Origin of the sequence: Enterobacter huaxiensis (assembly GCF_003594935.2) — a bacterium.
GTDB classification, from domain to species: domain Bacteria; phylum Pseudomonadota; class Gammaproteobacteria; order Enterobacterales; family Enterobacteriaceae; genus Enterobacter; species Enterobacter huaxiensis.
Map to the genome: position 1 here is coordinate 3,616,931 of NZ_CP043342.1, position 17,251 is coordinate 3,634,181.

Here is a 17,251-nt window from a genome sequence, read left to right on the forward strand (position 1 = left end):
CAGCATATAAACCGGCGCGCAATCATCACGGAAGTGAATTAACTGACAAACTGGCGAAACAGCGCTTTGCCCTTGAGCAAACGCGTACCAAGCCAGCCGCCGCACAGGGACAACAGCACCGCGCCGCAGACGGGCAGCGTGATCCACAGCCGCCAGTCGGGCTCCCACGGGAAGTCGAAGACCTTTGTCTGCAGCACCGCCAGCGCGGTTTCTGCGCCAATGGCCGCCACCAGGCCTGCCACCAGCCCCAGCAGGGCAAACTCGCTCCAGAGCGTCGCGCGCAGCAGGCGCTTGCTGGCCCCCAGCGTGCGGTAAACCACCAGCTCCTGATGCCGCTGGCGCATGCCAACCTGCACCTGCGCCAGCAGCAGCAGCACGCCGCAGATCGTCACCAGCACCACCATGACTTCCAGCGCGCGGCTTACCTGCTCCAGCACCTGCCCCACCTGCTTCAGGATCGCGCCGATGTCCAGCAGGCTCACCGTCGGGAACTCCCGGTTGAGCTGGGTCAGCATGCCGTTGCCGTTTTCCCAGCGGAAGCTGGTCAGCCAGCTTTGCGGCTGACCGTCCAGCGCGCCTGCCGGGAAGATGAAGAAGAAGTTCGGCCGCAGGCTTTCCCAGTCCACCTTGCGCAGGCTGGTCACTTTGGCGCTGAAGTCCTGAGTGTCGCCGGTAAAGGTCACGCTGTCCCCTAGCCCCACGTTCAGACGCTTCGCCAGCCCCTCCTCCATCGATACTTCACCCGCCTTTGGCGGCCATGTTCCGGCGGTAATCGGGTTATGGTCAGGGCGCGTCTCCTGCCAGGTCAGGTTAAGCTCGCGGTTAAGGGACTCATCCTTATTTCCCTCCGTCGGCTGCCCGTTGATCTGCGTCAGGCGCGCGCGCACGATCGGATAGAACGACTCCGGTATTACCTGATGCTCCGACAGGAAGCCCTTCAGCGGCGTCACCTGCTCAGGGGCAATGTTGATCAGGAAATAGTTCGGGCTTTCCGGCGGAAGCTGCTGCTGCCAGCGGTCCAGCAGATCGCCGCGCAGTACCAGCAAAAGCGCCAGCAGCATAAACGACAGCGAAAACGCCGAGAGCTGGCTGAGCGTAGACCACGGCTGGTGCAGCAGGCGGTTGACCGCCAGCCGCACGGGAAGCGATTTAACCGTCAGCTTTCTCAGCAGGTTAAGCAGTATCCAGCCCACTACGCCGCACAGCAGCGCCAGAACAACCGCCCCGGCGAGTACGGCCCACAGCAGCGTGCTGCCGCCCATCAGCCAGGCCAGCAGGCCAACCGCCACGGCGATAATCACCGGAAGATAAAATTTCAGCGGCCAGACGTTGGCCACCACGTCGCGGCGCAGCACGCGCAGCGGCTGGGTCGCAAGCAGCAGGCGATAAGGGCGTAACCCCACCAGCAGCGAGATCGTCGTCATCGCGCCAACTGCCCACAGCCACGGCCAGAGGCTGGCGGGCGGGAGCGCGGCGGGCAGCACCGGCTTGAGGAGCACCATCAGCAGCTTTTCAAACAGCAGCCCGATGGCTCCGCCGGTCACGGCCGACAGCGCCAGCACCATCAGCCACTGGCCGACAATCAGCTTGCGCAGCTGCGCCCTGCCCGCGCCGAGCGTTTTAAGGATTGCCACCAGATCGTAACGGCTGCGGCAGTAATGCCCCATCGCTACGGCTACCGCAGCCACGGCCAGCAGCAGGGTTAACAGCGCCGACAGCAGCAGGAACTGCTGAGAACGTTCAAGGGATTTGCCGAGCGCCCCCTCGTCCTGCTCCAGCCCGTACCAGCGGTGTTCCGGCTTGAGCTGCGGCAGTAGCCATTTTTCATACGCATAAAGCTGCGCGGGCGTGCCGCCAAACTTATAGCGCCAGGTGACGCGGCTTCCCGGCTGCACGGCGTTGGTTTTCGCCACGTCGGCGGCGTTCATCAGCAGACGCGGCGCAAGCTGAAACGGGTTAAAGCCCGAGTCGGGTTCCTGTACCACCTCTCCGGCTATTTTCAGCGTGGCGTCACCCACGTCGATGCTGTCACCCGTTTTCAGGTTCAGCAATGCCATAAGACGCGGGGCCAGCAGCACATTGCCGGATGTCGGCTTCAGCCCCGGGGGGCTGGTTTGCAGTTCGCCGTACATCGGGTAGATATCATCGACGGCTTTGACGCTGGCCAGCTGCGGCGTATCGCCCGCAAAGGTCATGGTCTGGAACGTTATCTGCTCGCCGACCTTCAGCCCCAGCCTGCGGGCCTCGTCAATCCACGCTGGGGATATCGCGCGCGAGCTTTGCAGCGTTCTGTCTCCCGCCATAAATTCACGGCTTTGCTGGCTGAGCCCTTTTTCCATGCGGTCGCTGACGCTGCCCAGCGCCAGCACGCAGGCCACCGCAAGGCTCAGCGCCAGCCAGACGATCAGCAGCGAAGGCGAGCGCCATTCGCGCCAGAACCAGCGGGCAATCATGCTTCCTCCTGGAGAATACCGTTCACCAGGCGCAGGCGGCGATCGCAGCGGGCGGCGAGCTGCGGATCGTGGGTGACGAGAATCAGCGTCGTGCCGTGCTCGCGATTGAGCGTAAACAGCAGATCGGCAATTTTGTCCCCGGTATGACGGTCGAGATTGCCGGTTGGTTCATCGGCGAATAACACCTCAGGCCGGCCGTTAAACGCCCGAGCCAGCGCCACGCGCTGCTGCTCACCGCCGGAAAGCTGCGCCGGAAGATGGTCAAGCCGTTTGCCCAGCCCCAGCTGCTCCAGCAGCGCTTTCGCATGATCGCGGCTTTCTCGGGTGTTTTCACCGCGCAAAAGCCCGGGCAGCTCGACGTTTTCCAGCGCGTTTAGCGTCGGAATAAGCATGAAGGACTGAAAGACGAAACCGATATGCCGGGCGCGCAGCGCGGCGCGGGCCTCTTCATCAAGCGCATGCAGCGGCTGGCCAACCAGGTTCACTTCGCCACTGCTGCCGTCATCAAGCCCGGCTAAAATCGCCAGCAGCGTGGACTTTCCGGAACCGGATTCGCCAATCAGCGCGATGGTTTCGGCGCGTTTGACAACGAGTTCAACTCCGGTGAGGATGGATAGCTCGTGTTCTCCCTGACCGACGGACTTCTTAAGACGATGAACTTCAACAATGTTTTCCGCTGGCATTTGCCCTTCCTGTTTTTGATGCTGATGACCTTCCGCGCCGCGGCTGCGGACACGTTACTGGTTCTCGGCGACAGCCTGAGCGCAGGCTATCGCATGGCAGCCAGTGCGGCATGGCCGGCACTGCTGAATGATAAATGGCAAACGCAAACGACCGTCATTAACGGCAGCATCAGCGGCGATACCTCGCAGCAAGGCCTGTCGCGCCTGCCGGCCCTGCTCAAGCAGCATCAGCCGCGCTGGGTGCTGGTGGAGCTTGGCGGTAACGATGGGCTACGCGGCTTCCAGCCTCAGCAAACGGAGCAAACGCTGCGCACCATTCTGAAGGACATTAAGGCTGCAAACGCGCAGCCGCTGCTGATGCAAATTCGCCTGCCCGCCAACTACGGTCGTCGGTATAATGAGGCCTTTAGCGCGATCTACCCTAAGCTTGCCAAAGAGTTTGATATTCCGCTGCTGCCATTTTTCATGGAAGAGGTCTATCTCAAACCCCAGTGGATGCAAGACGATGGTATTCACCCCAATCGCGATGCACAGCCGTTTATTGCCGACTGGATGGCAACCCGGCTGGCCCCTTTAGTTAAACATGACTCCTGATTACGCGGAGATCCTGACAGGTAAAGTTATGCAAAAATCGGTCTTAATAACAGGATGTTCCAGCGGAATTGGTCTTGAAAGTGCCCTTGAGCTGAAGCGCCAGGGTTTTTGGGTGCTGGCGGCCTGCCGCAAACCCGAGGACGTCGAGCGCATGAACAGCATGGGCTTTACCGGCGTATTGCTGGATCTCGACTCGCCGGAGAGCGTTGAACGCGCCGCGGACGAGGTCATTGCCCTGACCGACAACCGCCTGTTCGGCCTTTTCAACAATGCCGGCTACGGCGTTTACGGCCCGCTGGAGACCATTACGCGCGAGCAGCTGGAACAGCAGTTTTCCGCGAATTTCTTCGGCGTACATCAGCTGACCATGCGCCTGCTTCCCGCCATGCTGCCGCACGGTGAAGGACGTATTGTGATGACCTCTTCGGTGATGGGGCTGATTTCCACCCCCGGCCGCGGTGCCTACGCCGCCAGCAAATACGCCCTTGAGGCCTGGTCAGATGCCCTGCGCATGGAGCTGCGCCACAGCGGCATTAAGGTGAGCCTGATTGAACCCGGCCCCATCCGCACCCGCTTCACGGAAAACGTCAACCAGACGCAGTCAGACAAGCCGGTCGAAAACCCCGGCATTGCCGCACGGTTTACGCTGGGCCCGGAAGCGGTCGTCGCCAAAGTGCGCCATGCTTTTGAGAGCACTAAACCCAAAATGCGCTATCCGGTCACGCTGGTGACCCATGCTGTAGGCTGGTTAAAACGCCTGCTGCCGGGCAGAATGATGGACAAAATTTTACGCGGTTGAGTTGAAGCATCCCCGCTCACCCCCATGTAAAGAGTAAACCGATAAAAGAGAATGCCGCATGTCCGTACAGAATATCGTCAACATCACTGAAGCTAACCTGCAACAGACCCTCGAACAGTCGATGGCGAAGCCGGTACTGTTTTACTTCTGGTCTGAACGCAGCCAACACTGCCTGCAGCTGACGCCGGTACTGGAAAGCCTGGCCGCGCAGTACAACGGCCAGTTCATTCTGGCGAAGCTGGACTGCGACGCCGAGCCGATGGTGGCCTCTCAGTTTGGCCTGCGCGCCATCCCAACGGTATACCTGTTCCAGAACGGTCAGCCTGTGGATGGCTTCCAGGGCCCGCAGCCTGAAGAGGCCATTCGCGCCCTGCTGGATAAAGTCCTGCCGCGCGAAGAGGAGCTGAAGGCGCAGGAAGCCGTAGCGCTGATGCAGGAAGGCAAGTACGACGAGGCGCTGCCGCTGCTGAAAGAGGCCTGGCAGCTGTCGAATCAGGATAGCCAGATTGGCCTGCTGCTAGCGGAAACGCAGATTGCCCTGCACCGTTCAGAAGATGCCGAAGCAGTCCTGAAAACGATCCCGATGCAGGATCAGGACACCCGCTATCAGGGTCTGGTTGCGCAGATTGAACTGCTGAAACAGGCGGCTGATACCCCTGAGATCCAGCAGCTCCAGCAGCAGGTTGCCGCGAGCCCGGACGATGCGGCGCTCGCCAGCCAGCTGGCGCTGCAGCTTCATCAGGTTGGGCGTAACGAAGAGGCGCTTGAGCTGCTGTTTAGCCATCTCAAGAAAGATTTGGCTGCTGCCGACGGTCAGGCACGTAAGATGTTCCAGGAGATCCTGGCCGCCCTGGGCACCGGTGACGCCCTGGCGTCGAAATATCGTCGTCAGCTGTACGCGCTGCTCTACTAACAAAAAAATGCCCGGTGGCGGCTTCGCCTTACCGGGCCTACAAAAGCCGATATTACCCCGTCTTTTTCAACTGCGTTACCACCAGCTGGTGACGCGAGTTGTAAAACTTCCGATAGGTCAGGTAGCAGGCAATAATGGTCGACAGGCTTGCCGTTGAGAGCAGCATAAAGGTGACCATAATCTGATACTTAATCGCTTTTACCGGATCGATCCCCGCAAAAATCAGCCCCGACATCATGCCGGGCAGGCTCACCAGCCCCACCGTTTTCGCCGAATCCACCGTTGGGATCAGCGACGAGCGAATGCTTTCTCGGATCAGTCGCGCAGAGGCTACTTTCGGCGTTGCCCCCAGGCTTAACTTCTCCTGTAGCTGCTGCTGTTCACTGTTAAAGCGCTGGCCGAGGTTGTTGTAGCACAGCCCGACGGCTACCATCGCGTTACCGGCGATCATCCCGGAAATCGGAATCACCTGCATCGGGGTAAACTCGATAGAACCGGACAGCACCAGCACCGCCAGCGTGAGCGCCGTTCCGGTGGTGATGGCGATAAACGATGAGATAAAGGCTTTATCGATATATTTGCTTCGCTTCTGCGCGTTCCATGCCGCGTTGAAGCAGATAAAGAGCACCATCAGCAGCGTTAACACCGCATGGTTAACGTTGAAAATGTACTTCAATACGTACCCAACGATAATAAGCTGGATGACCGCGCGGCAAATACTCCACAGGATATCTTTCTCCAGCCCCAGCTTTTCCCGGTAGCTCACCAGGATCGCCACGAACACCAGCACCATCGACAGCGCCAGCGATCCGTTGGTTATATTATGTTCACCCACGGTTTTCCTCCTGCATTTTCCCGCCCTGCGGCTGAAGCCTGATGACATCGTCCGCGTGCGTAATTTCGTTTGCGTCGTGCGTCACCCACAGCACGGCGATGTTCTGCTCGCGCGCGTAGCGATGAATGATGTCGTCAACGTTACGTTTGTTGGCATCGTCCAATGCGCTGGTGATCTCATCCAGCAGCAGCACCTTCGGCAGGAACTGCAGGTTGCGGATCAGCGATACCCGCTGCTTCTCCCCCCCCGACAGCTCGTGAATGGATTTGGTCAACGTCTCCTCAGACAGGCCAAAGCGGGTGAGATCGGTGATGAACGCTTCAGGCTCCGGCGTTTTGCTGCGGATCTGCCAGGGGAAAATCAGATTGTCATATACCGTATCGCCAAACAGCGACGGCGTTTGCACACAGTAAGAGACCTGCTGGCGATACTCTTCCGGCGACAACTTCATGATGTCTTTGCCTTCAAAAAGGATCGCGCCCTCCGTTGGGCTAAGAAGAGACGCCACCAGCTTCAGCAACGTACTTTTGCCACAGCCCGACGGGCCGGTGATGAGCTTGAATTCTCCCGGAGAAAGACTGAGGTTGACGTGCTGAAGGATGGTGTTATTCGCCACACGGAAGCCGACGTCCCTGATCTGCAATAACGCGTTTTTATTGTTCATGTTTTTTCCAGTAGCTATTGAGCATTATTAGCATAATCCGTGCAGCGCGTTCGTCACAACGCGTTTTAGCCACCCTTTCCCCACGATGACTTTGCGTTGTGTTTAAGGTGTATTCATTAGACATTCTTTACACTTGAACTTTACAGTTTACGGTGTGACCTTGCCTACACTTCCGCACCCAGGGTTTAGAACATTCGTTAAAGTGGTGTTAAACTCTGCGCGCAACACAACCAGGAAGTACCATAATGTCTAATAATCACACTTTTTATGAGTTCTCTGAACTTGAGCCAGGCGTGAAAACCATCGATCAACTTCTTGCCGCGATTGCCTCAGAGGCGGTAACCGCTTATGTATTCGGCGGGGAGCTTGTTCGGTTTGTTAAAGGCCTGCTGAAGATGAAGCCAGTCATTCAGCTCAAAAATTGCCGCTTTGCGTTTGATGACGGTACGCGCTTTGTCGAAATCGACGGCAAAGGGAATGTTAAAGAGTTCGCGCCCGGTCAGGTTCCGGCCTGGTTCCAGTCTCCCGGTGATTTCGCCCGGGGGCAGTGGTTAGTTAACCATAATTTTGCCGATTTAATGACGCCAGCGTTTATCAGCGCCTTTATCGAACGTTTTCCTGACGTTAAGAAAAGACGCGAACATGCAAACCTGCTTTTTGATCTGCAGTTAAATAAGTTAGCTCACGCAGCTGCTCAGCCTGCGGCCAAAAGGATCGGCAATATTCTGGGGAAAACGACGAAGCCAAGGGTGACGGACCTGCAGTCTTTTGAACTGTTCAGCCAGTTCTATGCGCGAATGAAAGCCGCCGTTAATTCAGACCAGTTCCCAACGTTACAGATCCTGACGGGTCACCCGTCGTTGAATGAAGCGCCAACCTCCCTCAAGGGAGCCGTTCGCACGTGGTTCAAGGGGATCACGGGCCAGCTCCCGCCAAACAATAAACGCGTGGGAGCAGGCAATGCGGAGCTTTTCTGTGCGCCAATCCGTGAACAGCTGCAGCAGGTAGAGGAGATTGGGCTGGAGGTCTTTTACCAGGGGCTATCAAGAGCGATTGCTGACGCGGGTGAAGATGCCCTGATTGCCGACTTCACCTACAGCGTCCACTAAGTCTTTTAAAACGCTACGCCCTGCCCCTCCAGCAGGGCTTTTTAATACAAGAAGTCTGTTTCCCACCTCTTTACAGGGGCGAATTTCTCGCCAATAGCCGATATACTAACGAACAACAAACACGCAATTTTTCTGGTCACAGCATTCAAAACAGGAGGTTTTATGCTCATCGTTGTTCCTGTCCTTATCTTCGTTGCGCTGGTTATTGTGGGCGCCGGTGTCAAAATTGTCCCTCAGGGTTACCAGTGGACCGTAGAGCGCTTTGGGCGCTATACCTCAACGCTGCAGCCGGGCTTGAGCCTGATTGTGCCGTTCATGGACAGAATCGGACGCAAGATCAACATGATGGAGCAGGTGCTGGACATCCCTTCCCAGGAGATCATCTCTAAGGACAACGCCAACGTCACCATTGACGCGGTCTGTTTTATTCAGGTGATTGATGCGCCAAAAGCGGCATATGAGGTCAGCAACCTGGAGCTGGCTATCGTCAACCTGACGATGACCAACATCCGTACCGTTCTCGGCTCGATGGAGCTGGACGAGATGCTCTCTCAGCGTGACAGCATCAATACCCGCCTGCTGCACATCGTCGATGAAGCCACCAACCCGTGGGGCATCAAGGTCACCCGTATTGAGATCCGCGACGTTCGCCCACCCGCCGAGCTTATCTCTTCAATGAACGCCCAGATGAAAGCGGAGCGAACCAAGCGTGCTTATATTCTGGAAGCTGAAGGGGTACGCCAGGCGGAGATCCTGAAAGCGGAGGGTGAAAAGCAGTCGCAGATCCTGAAAGCCGAGGGCGAACGTCAGTCTGCATTCCTGCAGGCGGAAGCGCGTGAGCGTTCGGCAGAAGCAGAAGCCCGCGCCACGCAGATGGTGTCGGAGGCGATTGCCGCCGGTGACATCCAGGCCGTGAACTACTTCGTTGCGCAAAAGTACACCGATGCGCTGAAAGAGATTGGTTCCGCCAGTAACAGCAAGGTGGTGATGATGCCGCTGGATGCCAGCAGCCTGATGGGCTCCATTGCGGGAATTGCAGAACTGATCAAAGACAGCGGAAACGAGCGCAGAAAATGATTGAGCTTATCGTCGCACATCCCCACGCCTTCTGGCTGAGCCTGGGTGGCTTATTGCTGGCGGCAGAGATGCTCGGCGGCAACGGCTACCTGCTCTGGAGCGGTGTCGCCGCGGTAATCACCGGGCTTGTCGTCTGGCTGTTACCCGTCGGCTGGGAGGGGCAAGGGGCGTTATTTGCCGTGCTTACGCTGGTGGCTGCCTGGCTATGGTGGCGATGGTTAAATAAGCGGGTGAAAGAGCAGAAACCCGCCGATGCTCATCTTAACCAGCGCGGGCAGCAGATTGTCGGCAGGCGTTTTACGCTGGATACGGCGCTGGTGAACGGACGTGGGCACATGCGCGTCGGCGATAGCTCCTGGCCCGTCGTAGCCGACAGCGATCTCAGCGCCGGTACCCAGGTTGAGGTCACTGCGGTAGAGGGCATTACCCTGCGGGTCAAAGCCTGCTAGGCATGCGCCTTGCGATGACAGCAGCCGGAAAGATTATCGATAATCGGACACTCGGCGCTGTCGTCGCCAGGGCATGATTCCGCCAGCCCGAGGAGCTGCTCGCGCATCGCCTGCAGTTCAACAATATGGCGTTCGATCTCCGCCACTTTTTCCAGCGTGCGCTTTTTCACGTCGGCACTGTGGCGCTTCGGATCGTTGAACAGGTTAACCAGCTCGCCGCACTCTTCAAGATTAAAGCCCACCTGCCTTGCCTGGCGCAGAAGCGTCAGTTCATCAAGATGCAGCTGCGTATAGCTGCGGTAGCCGTTTTCACTGCGCAGCGGCGGCGTGACCAGCCCCTTCTCTTCATAAAAGCGGATCGCTTTGCTGGTTAGCCCGGTTTTTTTCGCAACGTCGCTGATATTCACATTTCCCCCTTGACCTTCTCCTTGATGGAAGGTTTAACCTTCATAACTGTTAGCGAAAAGCATCGTGAAGGTCAATAACTGACCAGATAATTATACGGGAGTTTTGTTATGTCTCAAACAATCAACCTGACGCTGGACGGCCTCTCCTGCGGCCACTGTGTCAAACGCGTGAAAGAAAGCCTGGAGCAGCGTCCTGACGTTGAGAGCGCTGATGTCACTATCGATCGTGCCGCCGTCACCGGCAGCGCCAGTGCGGATGCGCTGATCGATACCATCAAACAGGCCGGTTACGGGGCGGAGCTGAGCCACCCAAAGGCTAAACCGCTGGCAGAGTCATCATCTCCGTCGGAAGCGCTGACAGCGGACACTCCTGAGCTTCCGGCAGCTGATGATATTGATGACAGCCAACAGCTGCTGATCAACGGCATGAGCTGCGCCAGCTGCGTCTCCCGGGTACAGAATGCGTTGCAGGCCGTACCGGGCGTCGCACAGGCACGGGTCAACCTTGCGGAGCGTACTGCGCTGGTGATGGGCAGTGCCTCCGCTGCAGAATTAGTGCAGGCCGTTGAGAAAGCGGGCTACGGTGCGGAGGCCATTGAAGATGATGCCAAACGCCGCGAGCGCCAGCAGGAAACGGCGGTTGCCACCATGAAGCGCTTCCGCTGGCAGGCGATTGTCGCGCTGCTGGTCGGTATTCCGGTAATGGTGTGGGGCATGATGGGTGACAACATGATGGTCACCGACGACAACCGCACGCTGTGGCTGGTGATTGGTCTGATAACGCTTGGCGTAATGGTATTTGCAGGCGGTCATTTCTACTCAAGCGCCTGGAAGAGCCTGAAAAATCGCACGGCAACGATGGATACCCTGGTCGCTCTGGGTACTGGTGCGGCATGGCTCTACTCAATGAGCGTGAACGTCTGGCCCCAGTGGTTCCCTATGGAGGCGCGGCATCTTTATTATGAAGCGAGCGCGATGATTATTGGCCTGATCAACTTAGGCCACATGCTCGAAGCCCGCGCGCGTCAGCGCTCCTCAAAAGCGCTGGAAAGACTACTCGATTTAACCCCGCCGACGGCACGCGTAGTAACGGACGACGGTGAAAAAAATGTTCCGCTGGCGGACGTCCAGCCGGGAATGACGCTGCGCCTGACGACCGGTGACCGCGTTCCGGTCGATGGCGAAATTACCCAGGGCGAAGCCTGGCTTGATGAAGCCATGCTGACCGGTGAACCCATCCCCCAGCAGAAAGCGCAGGGCGATGCGGTGCATGCCGGGACGGTGGTTCAGGACGGTAGCGTGCTGTTCCGCGCCAGCGCCGTCGGCAGCCATACCACGCTCTCGCGCATTATTCGCATGGTACGCCAGGCGCAAAGCAGCAAGCCGGAGATTGGCCAGCTGGCTGATAAGATCTCCGCCATTTTTGTGCCCGTTGTTGTCGGTATTGCCCTGCTCAGCGCGGCCATCTGGTACGTTTTCGGCCCGGCACCGCAGATTGTCTACACCCTGGTGATCGCCACCACGGTGCTGATCATCGCCTGCCCGTGCGCGCTTGGCCTCGCCACGCCGATGTCGATCATCTCCGGCGTCGGACGTGCCGCCGAGTTTGGCGTGCTGGTGCGTGATGCCGATGCCCTTCAGCGGGCGAGCACGCTCGATACGCTGGTGTTTGATAAAACCGGGACGCTGACGGAAGGTAAACCGCAGGTTGTCGCGGTGCATACCGTCGACATCTCCGAGGCTGACGCGCTGCGCCTCGCCGCCGCGCTGGAGCAAGGTTCCAGCCATCCGCTGGCCCGCGCCATCCTCGATAAAGCGGGCGATGCCCCCCTGCCGCTGCCGGGCAACTTCCGCACCCTGCGCGGCCTTGGCGTAAGCGGTGAAGCCGAAGGCCACACGCTGCTGCTGGGTAATCAGGCGCTGCTGAAGGATAACGGTATTGATACCTCGGCGCTTGAGAGCGAGCTGAACGCTCAGGCTTCGCAGGGCGCAACGCCGGTTCTGCTCGCCGTAGACGGCAAAGCGGCCGCGCTGCTGGCCGTTCGCGACCCGCTGCGACAGGACAGCGTCGATGCGTTAAAACGCCTACACCGCGCGGGCTACCGGCTGGTGATGCTGACGGGCGATAACCCGACTACCGCCAACGCCATTGCCAAAGAGGCGGGTATCGATGACGTTATTGCGGGCGTGCTGCCGGACGGCAAAGCGGAGGCAATTAAAAACCTGCAAAATCAGGGCCGTCAGGTGGCAATGGTCGGTGACGGTATCAACGATGCCCCCGCGCTGGCGCAGGCGGAAGTGGGGATTGCGATGGGCGGCGGGAGCGATGTCGCCATTGAAACGGCGGCCATTACCCTGATGCGCCACAGCCTGATGGGCGTTGCGGACGCGCTGGCAATTTCAAAGGCCACGTTGCGCAACATGAAGCAGAACCTGTTGGGCGCATTTATCTACAACGCGTTTGGCATCCCGATTGCCGCGGGGATCCTATGGCCGCTGACCGGCACGCTGCTGAACCCGGTGGTGGCAGGGGCCGCGATGGCGCTCTCCTCCATCACCGTGGTGAGCAACGCCAACCGTCTGCTGCGGTTTAAACCGAAGGATTGAACCTTCTTCTCCTACGCGCTAGCATGAACCTTTCCGGTCATGGAGCGCGTATGAGCCTGTTTAATCGTATAAAAGCGTCGTTTCGCGCTCTCTTCCCCCGCCGCTATGCCTGGCCCGGCCTGGACATCTCCCTTGCCGGCGGCCAGCACCTGCACCTGGTGGGCAGCATCCACATGGGCACGCAGGATATGTCACCGCTGCCGCCCGGCCTGTTAAAACTGCTGAAGCATGCTGATGCCCTGGTCGTTGAAGCCGATATCTCGGGCCATGAGTCGCCGTTTGCGGGGCTTGAAAGCGCTCTGCCCCTGCATGAACGCCTGAACGATGCACAGCTCGCCGAACTGACGCGCCTCGCCGATGAGGTGGGCGTGTCGCTCTCTATGCTGGACACCCTTCCGCTGTGGCAAATTGCGATGGTGTTACAGGCTACGCAGGCGCAGCGTCTCGGATTGCGGGGAGACTACGGCATAGACTATCAGCTGTTGAATATAGCAAGGGCGCGCAACATGCCCATCATCGAGCTGGAAGGCACCGACAGCCAGATTGCCCTGCTACGCCAGCTGCCCGATGACGGCCTGATGCTGCTGGACGATACTCTGACCCACTGGCACACCAACGCCCGCCTCCTGCAAACCATGATTGGCTGGTGGCTGGACGCACCGCCGACGGGCGCAAAGCTGGCGCTACCGTCGACGTTCAGCGAATCGTTGTATGACGTGCTGATGAACGAGCGCAACGTGGCGTGGCGGCAAATGCTGCACGATCTCCCTCCCGGACAGTATGTTGTCGCGGTTGGGGCGCTGCATTTATACGGAGAAGGGAATTTACCGTCGCTGCTGAAATAAAAAAAATGGCCAATATCTCTATTGGCCCGTCAAAGAGGAATTTCATCGTTTTTATTATGCCGAAGGAGACCTTCGGTTGAGCCGATTGTCGCTCAAAGTAACCATCACTGCCAATACTATTGCGCAAGATGGTGCTATTTTTTAGACAAGCGTCAGGGGTATGCTGTTGGCATGAACCGTCTGTCGTAAGAAGGATAGCTATGACTCCCGCCGTTAAATTACTCGAAAAAAACAAAATTTCTTTCCGGATCCACACCTACGATCACGATCCGAATGAAACCAACTTTGGTGATGAAGTGGTGCGCAAACTGGGGCTGAACGCTGACCAGGTCTACAAAACCCTGCTGGTGGCGGTAAACGGCGATATGAAACACCTCGCCGTCGCGGTTACGCCCGTTGCCGGTCAGCTGGATCTGAAAAAGGTCGCCAAAGCGCTGGGGGCAAAAAAGGTCGATATGGCGGATCCGATGGTTGCGCAACGCACTACCGGCTATCTGGTTGGCGGGATCAGCCCGCTCGGGCAGAAAAAACGGCTGCCAACGCTGATTGATGCGCCTTCCCAGGCGTTTGACACCATCTTTATATCCGGCGGCAAACGCGGGCTGGATATTGAGCTGGCGGCGGGCGATCTGGCAAAAATGCTGGACGCGACGTTTGCGGATATTGCGCGCCGGGATTGAGAAATTGCCCGGTGGCGCTGCGCTTACCGGGCCTACGATTCGAATGTAGGCCGGGTAAGGCGAAGCCGCCACCCGGCAAAAAAAAACCGCACTACTCCCAGCTCACCTCACCCTTCGGCTCGTACGCATTCACATCAATCGGTGAATTCTGCTGGATATACTGCTTCAGCACTTCCGCATCGATAAAGCCGGTATTTACGTAGCCCGGTTTGGTATCAATATGCGGATAGCCGTCGCCGCCCGTAGCGTTAAAGCTTAGCGTCGCAAGACGGTACGTTTTGGCAGGATCGACCGGTTCACCTTTGATTTTAAGATCGTTAAGCTTGCCGTCCTTCGCGACAAAGCTGACGTTGGCAAACTGCGGATAGGCGCCCGAGTCCGGCTTCATCTGCGCTACGGCAGTCAGGTATTCGATCGCCTCTTTGCCGCTCATGTCCGCATAGACCACCACGTTGCCGAACGGCTGCACCTTAAGCACGTCTTTGTAGGTGATATTTCCGCCTTCGATGGAATCACGAATACCGCCGCCGCTCATCACGCCAAAATCCGCACCGGTGCGCGCCATTTGCGCCGCCAGCAGCAGGTGCCCCATGTTGGTCTGCACGAAGCGGACTTTGCTGCGATCCCCTTCCAGGCGACCGTTCAGCGTGCCAATCTTCACGTCCAGCTGGGCTTTACCTTTGCTCTGGAACGGGGACAGAAGGGAGAGCATCTGCTGGTTCTCAGCAATCTCAGGCGTATAAAGAACGCGCTCGCTTTTCCCGTCCGGGTAGGTCACTTTCTTCTTCAGGTTGACCGGAATAAGCTGATAGTGCACCAGCTTCATCTCGCCGTTACGGAACTCAAAGTCCGCGCGGCCAACGTATTTTCCCCACTCGTGGGCCTGCACAATCCAGATATCGTTCTGACGGTCCGGCGCGCACGGCGTGCCCGGCACGTAATCCACCTGCTTTTTGTTTTCTGACGCCATGCACACCGGATCCTGTGAGTGACCGCCCACAATCATTGCCAGTGAGCCTGCCGGCAGGCTGCGCGCCATCTCCACGTCGCCCGGCGCGTTGGAGCCGTGCGCGCCGTTATCGTAGTGGCCCATGTGGGTAGTGGCGATGATGACGTCCGGCTTTTCGTTTTGCTGCAGCTCCTGAATCACCAGCTTCGCTTCGTCCGCCGGTTTGCGGAACTCGATATCGGTAAAGAATTCAGGATTACCGATTTTTGCCGTGTCGTCGGTGGTTAAGCCAATGACCGCAATTTTTAAGTCCTGACGCTTGAACAGCGCCCATGGCTTGAACAGACGCTCGCCGGTGCTTTTCTGGTAAATATTGGCGGAGAGGAACGGGAATTTAGACCACTTCTCCTGCTGGCGCAGCACGCTCAGCGGGTTGTCGAACTCGTGGTTACCGACGGCCATGGCATCATAGCCAATCAGGTTCATACCGCGAAAGTCAGGTTCGGCATCCTGTAAATCGGATTCCGGCACCCCGGTGTTAATATCGCCTCCTGAGAGCAGCAGCACGCTGCCGCCCTCTGCGGCAACCTCTTTGCGAATGCCGTCCACCAGCGTTTTTTGCGCCGACAGGCCGTATTCACCGTATTCGCTGCGCCAGAAATGACCGTGGTGATCGTTAGTATGCAGAATGGTGATTTTATAGGTTTTGTCTTTTTCATATGCCTGTGCGGGCAGGCTTGCCAGCCCCCAGGCCGCTATCAACGCCAGCGCGACGCCACGCTTCATTAACTTCATCATCTCTCTCCCTGACCAATAGACAAACGCAAAAATTACAGTGACTCACAAGAATAGACAAATATGTTTTCAGAATTGCGACTTTCTTCAAATGTCACAGACGGGTATGTTAGTTGGATAATAATTACACCCTGCATTTCTAATAACAAACGACGTGGTATTTATATTTATGGCAATCAGTGAATCAACCCAGCCCGTTCCGGGCGCGCCGGCGTCTCCGCCGCAATCGCGAACTTCCTTTAAAGTTTTAGGTGCAATCAGCCTTTCTCACCTGCTCAACGACATGATCCAGTCGCTGATCCTGGCAATCTACCCGCTGCTGCAGTCCGAGTTCTCGCTAACCTTCGTGCAGATCGGGATGATCACCCTCACCTTCCAGCTGGCCTCCTCGCTGCTGCAGCCGGTCGTGGGCTACTGGACGGATAAATACCCGATGCCGTGGTCTCTGCCGATTGGCATGTGCTTTACCCTGAGCGGGCTGGTGCTGCTGGCGATGGCCGGCAGCTTTGAAGCGGTGCTGGTCGCTGCCGCGCTGGTGGGTACCGGTTCATCGGTCTTCCACCCGGAATCGTCCCGCGTGGCGCGTATGGCCTCCGGCGGCCGTCACGGGCTGGCGCAGTCTCTGTTCCAGGTTGGCGGTAACTTTGGTAGCTCCCTCGGCCCGCTGCTGGCGGCGGTGATTATCGCCCCTTACGGTAAAGGTAACGTCGCGTGGTTTGTGCTGGCCGCGCTGCTGGCGATTGTGGTACTGGCGCAAATCAGCCGCTGGTATGCCGCGCAGCATCGCGTGAACAAGGGAAAACCTGTAGCGAAGGTTATCAATCCCCTCCCACGTAATAAGGTTATTCTGGCCGTCAGCGTGCTGCTGGTGCTGATTTTCTCGAAATACTTCTATATGGCGAGCATCAGCAGCTATTACACCTTTTATCTGATGCAAAAATTCGGATTATCGGTACAAAACGCGCAGTTTCACCTGTTTGCCTTCCTGTTTGCAGTAGCAGCAGGCACGGTAATCGGCGGGCCTGTGGGCGATAAAATTGGGCGGAAATATGTGATTTGGGGTTCGATCCTCGGCGTGGCACCTTTTACCCTCCTTTTACCGTATGCGAGCCTTGAATGGACGGGGATTTTGACCGTTATCATTGGTTTTATCCTCGCCTCCGCCTTTTCGGCTATCCTGGTCTACGCGCAAGAGCTATTACCTGGGCGTATCGGTATGGTTTCCGGGCTCTTTTTCGGTTTTGCCTTCGGGATGGGTGGCCTGGGAGCCGCGGTGTTAGGGATGGTCGCGGACCATACCAGCATCTTCCTGGTCTATAAAATCTGTGCTTTCCTGCCACTTCTGGGGATGTTGACCATATTCCTGCCTGACAACCGTCATAAAGCGTAATA

16 protein-coding genes are annotated in these 17,251 nt (G+C 57.8%); 10 read left to right on the forward strand and 6 right to left on the reverse strand.

From position 1 onward, the window contains the following. Positions 1 to 38: 38 nt before the first annotated feature. Positions 39 to 2,453 (reverse strand): putative ABC transporter permease subunit YbbP, encoded by a 2,415-nt coding sequence (ybbP, locus tag D5067_RS17315; RefSeq protein ID WP_119935235.1) that lies wholly within the window; start codon positions 2,451 to 2,453, stop codon positions 39 to 41. Further along, the gene (ybbA, locus tag D5067_RS17320; protein ID WP_119935236.1) at positions 2,450 to 3,136 is read right to left on the reverse strand and encodes a putative ABC transporter ATP-binding protein YbbA; all 687 of its coding nucleotides are present in this window, start codon (positions 3,134 to 3,136) and stop codon (positions 2,450 to 2,452) included. Before ybbA ends, ybbP begins: the two co-directional genes overlap by 4 nt. On the opposite strand from ybbA, the gene tesA reads away from it, so the two are divergent. Genes tesA through D5067_RS17335 form a run of 3 tightly spaced genes read left to right on the forward strand, consistent with a single transcriptional unit; the run spans position 3,107 to position 5,442 of the window. Next, on the forward strand, positions 3,107 to 3,730 hold the full coding sequence (gene tesA, locus D5067_RS17325) for a multifunctional acyl-CoA thioesterase I/protease I/lysophospholipase L1 (RefSeq protein WP_119935468.1): 624 nt from the start codon (positions 3,107 to 3,109) through the stop codon (positions 3,728 to 3,730). The genes ybbA and tesA overlap by 30 nt on opposite strands. Next, a complete protein-coding gene (locus D5067_RS17330) occupies positions 3,720 to 4,529 on the forward strand; it encodes an SDR family oxidoreductase (RefSeq protein ID WP_210433783.1) in 810 nt (269 codons plus the stop codon). Before tesA ends, D5067_RS17330 begins: the two co-directional genes overlap by 11 nt. A gap of 58 nt (positions 4,530 to 4,587) precedes the next feature. Beyond that, positions 4,588 to 5,442 carry a co-chaperone YbbN gene (locus D5067_RS17335; RefSeq protein WP_119935238.1) on the forward strand — a complete coding sequence of 285 codons (855 nt, stop codon included), beginning with the start codon at positions 4,588 to 4,590 and terminating at the stop codon, positions 5,440 to 5,442. 52 nt (positions 5,443 to 5,494) lie between these two features. Here D5067_RS17335 and fetB read toward each other — a convergent pair whose 3' ends face one another. Then, positions 5,495 to 6,235, reverse strand: a complete 741-nt coding sequence (gene fetB, locus D5067_RS17340) for an iron efflux ABC transporter permease subunit FetB (protein ID WP_374208616.1) — start codon at positions 6,233 to 6,235, stop codon at positions 5,495 to 5,497. 34 nt (positions 6,236 to 6,269) lie between these two features. Next, the gene (fetA, locus tag D5067_RS17345) at positions 6,270 to 6,941 is read right to left on the reverse strand and encodes an iron efflux ABC transporter ATP-binding subunit FetA (RefSeq protein WP_119935240.1); all 672 of its coding nucleotides are present in this window, start codon (positions 6,939 to 6,941) and stop codon (positions 6,270 to 6,272) included. 245 nt (positions 6,942 to 7,186) lie between these two features. On the opposite strand from fetA, the gene D5067_RS17350 reads away from it, so the two are divergent. From D5067_RS17350 to D5067_RS17360, 3 genes are all read left to right on the forward strand, one after another. Further along, positions 7,187 to 8,050 carry a hypothetical protein gene (locus D5067_RS17350; protein ID WP_119935241.1) on the forward strand — a complete coding sequence of 288 codons (864 nt, stop codon included), beginning with the start codon at positions 7,187 to 7,189 and terminating at the stop codon, positions 8,048 to 8,050. 162 nt (positions 8,051 to 8,212) lie between these two features. Then, the gene (locus tag D5067_RS17355; protein ID WP_119935242.1) at positions 8,213 to 9,127 is read left to right on the forward strand and encodes an SPFH domain-containing protein; all 915 of its coding nucleotides are present in this window, start codon (positions 8,213 to 8,215) and stop codon (positions 9,125 to 9,127) included. Continuing rightward, entirely contained in the window at positions 9,124 to 9,576 is a 453-nt protein-coding gene (locus tag D5067_RS17360; RefSeq protein ID WP_119935243.1) for an NfeD family protein, read from the forward strand. Before D5067_RS17355 ends, D5067_RS17360 begins: the two co-directional genes overlap by 4 nt. On the opposite strand, the gene cueR is transcribed toward D5067_RS17360, so the two are convergent. Continuing rightward, entirely contained in the window at positions 9,573 to 9,983 is a 411-nt protein-coding gene (gene cueR / locus D5067_RS17365; RefSeq protein ID WP_119935244.1) for a Cu(I)-responsive transcriptional regulator, read from the reverse strand. The two genes, D5067_RS17360 and cueR, sit on opposite strands and share 4 nt — an antisense overlap. 108 nt (positions 9,984 to 10,091) lie before the next feature. Here cueR and copA point away from each other — a divergent pair, with 108 nt between their 5' ends. From copA to ybaK, 3 genes are all read left to right on the forward strand, one after another. After that, the gene (gene copA, locus D5067_RS17370) at positions 10,092 to 12,590 is read left to right on the forward strand and encodes a copper-exporting P-type ATPase CopA (RefSeq protein ID WP_119935245.1); all 2,499 of its coding nucleotides are present in this window, start codon (positions 10,092 to 10,094) and stop codon (positions 12,588 to 12,590) included. Between the two features lie 50 nt (positions 12,591 to 12,640). Further along, positions 12,641 to 13,435: a TraB/GumN family protein gene (locus D5067_RS17375; protein WP_119935246.1), complete on the forward strand. Its 795-nt coding sequence runs from the start codon at positions 12,641 to 12,643 to the stop codon at positions 13,433 to 13,435. Positions 13,436 to 13,635: 200 nt separating this feature from the next. Beyond that, positions 13,636 to 14,115, forward strand: a complete 480-nt coding sequence (gene ybaK, locus D5067_RS17380; protein ID WP_119935247.1) for a Cys-tRNA(Pro)/Cys-tRNA(Cys) deacylase YbaK — start codon at positions 13,636 to 13,638, stop codon at positions 14,113 to 14,115. A 91-nt stretch (positions 14,116 to 14,206) separates the two neighbouring features. Here the strand turns inward: ybaK and ushA are convergent, their stop codons facing one another. Further along, a complete protein-coding gene (ushA, locus tag D5067_RS17385; protein WP_119935469.1) occupies positions 14,207 to 15,859 on the reverse strand; it encodes a bifunctional UDP-sugar hydrolase/5'-nucleotidase UshA in 1,653 nt (550 codons plus the stop codon). A 169-nt stretch (positions 15,860 to 16,028) separates the two neighbouring features. Between ushA and D5067_RS17390 the strand changes: the two genes are divergently transcribed. Beyond that, positions 16,029 to 17,249, forward strand: coding sequence for an MFS transporter (locus D5067_RS17390; RefSeq protein ID WP_119935248.1), 1,221 nt, complete (start codon positions 16,029 to 16,031; stop codon positions 17,247 to 17,249). Positions 17,250 to 17,251 lie beyond the last annotated feature (2 nt).

Coding starts and splice junctions, on each gene's coding strand:
- copA (WP_119935245.1), top strand. CDS start 10,092: ATGTCTCAAACAATCAACCTGACGCTGGACGGCCTCTCCTGCGGCCAC.
- D5067_RS17355 (WP_119935242.1), top strand. CDS start 8,213: ATGCTCATCGTTGTTCCTGTCCTTATCTTCGTTGCGCTGGTTATTGTG.
- tesA (WP_119935468.1), top strand. CDS start 3,107: ATGAACTTCAACAATGTTTTCCGCTGGCATTTGCCCTTCCTGTTTTTG.
- ybaK (WP_119935247.1), top strand. CDS start 13,636: ATGACTCCCGCCGTTAAATTACTCGAAAAAAACAAAATTTCTTTCCGG.
- D5067_RS17330 (WP_210433783.1), top strand. CDS start 3,720: ATGACTCCTGATTACGCGGAGATCCTGACAGGTAAAGTTATGCAAAAA.
- fetB (WP_374208616.1), bottom strand. CDS start 6,235: ATGGTGCTGGTGTTCGTGGCGATCCTGGTGAGCTACCGGGAAAAGCTG.
- D5067_RS17390 (WP_119935248.1), top strand. CDS start 16,029: ATGGCAATCAGTGAATCAACCCAGCCCGTTCCGGGCGCGCCGGCGTCT.
- ybbA (WP_119935236.1), bottom strand. CDS start 3,136: ATGCCAGCGGAAAACATTGTTGAAGTTCATCGTCTTAAGAAGTCCGTC.
- fetA (WP_119935240.1), bottom strand. CDS start 6,941: ATGAACAATAAAAACGCGTTATTGCAGATCAGGGACGTCGGCTTCCGT.
- ybbP (WP_119935235.1), bottom strand. CDS start 2,453: ATGATTGCCCGCTGGTTCTGGCGCGAATGGCGCTCGCCTTCGCTGCTG.
- D5067_RS17360 (WP_119935243.1), top strand. CDS start 9,124: ATGATTGAGCTTATCGTCGCACATCCCCACGCCTTCTGGCTGAGCCTG.
- D5067_RS17375 (WP_119935246.1), top strand. CDS start 12,641: ATGAGCCTGTTTAATCGTATAAAAGCGTCGTTTCGCGCTCTCTTCCCC.
- ushA (WP_119935469.1), bottom strand. CDS start 15,859: ATGAAGTTAATGAAGCGTGGCGTCGCGCTGGCGTTGATAGCGGCCTGG.
- D5067_RS17350 (WP_119935241.1), top strand. CDS start 7,187: ATGTCTAATAATCACACTTTTTATGAGTTCTCTGAACTTGAGCCAGGC.
- D5067_RS17335 (WP_119935238.1), top strand. CDS start 4,588: ATGTCCGTACAGAATATCGTCAACATCACTGAAGCTAACCTGCAACAG.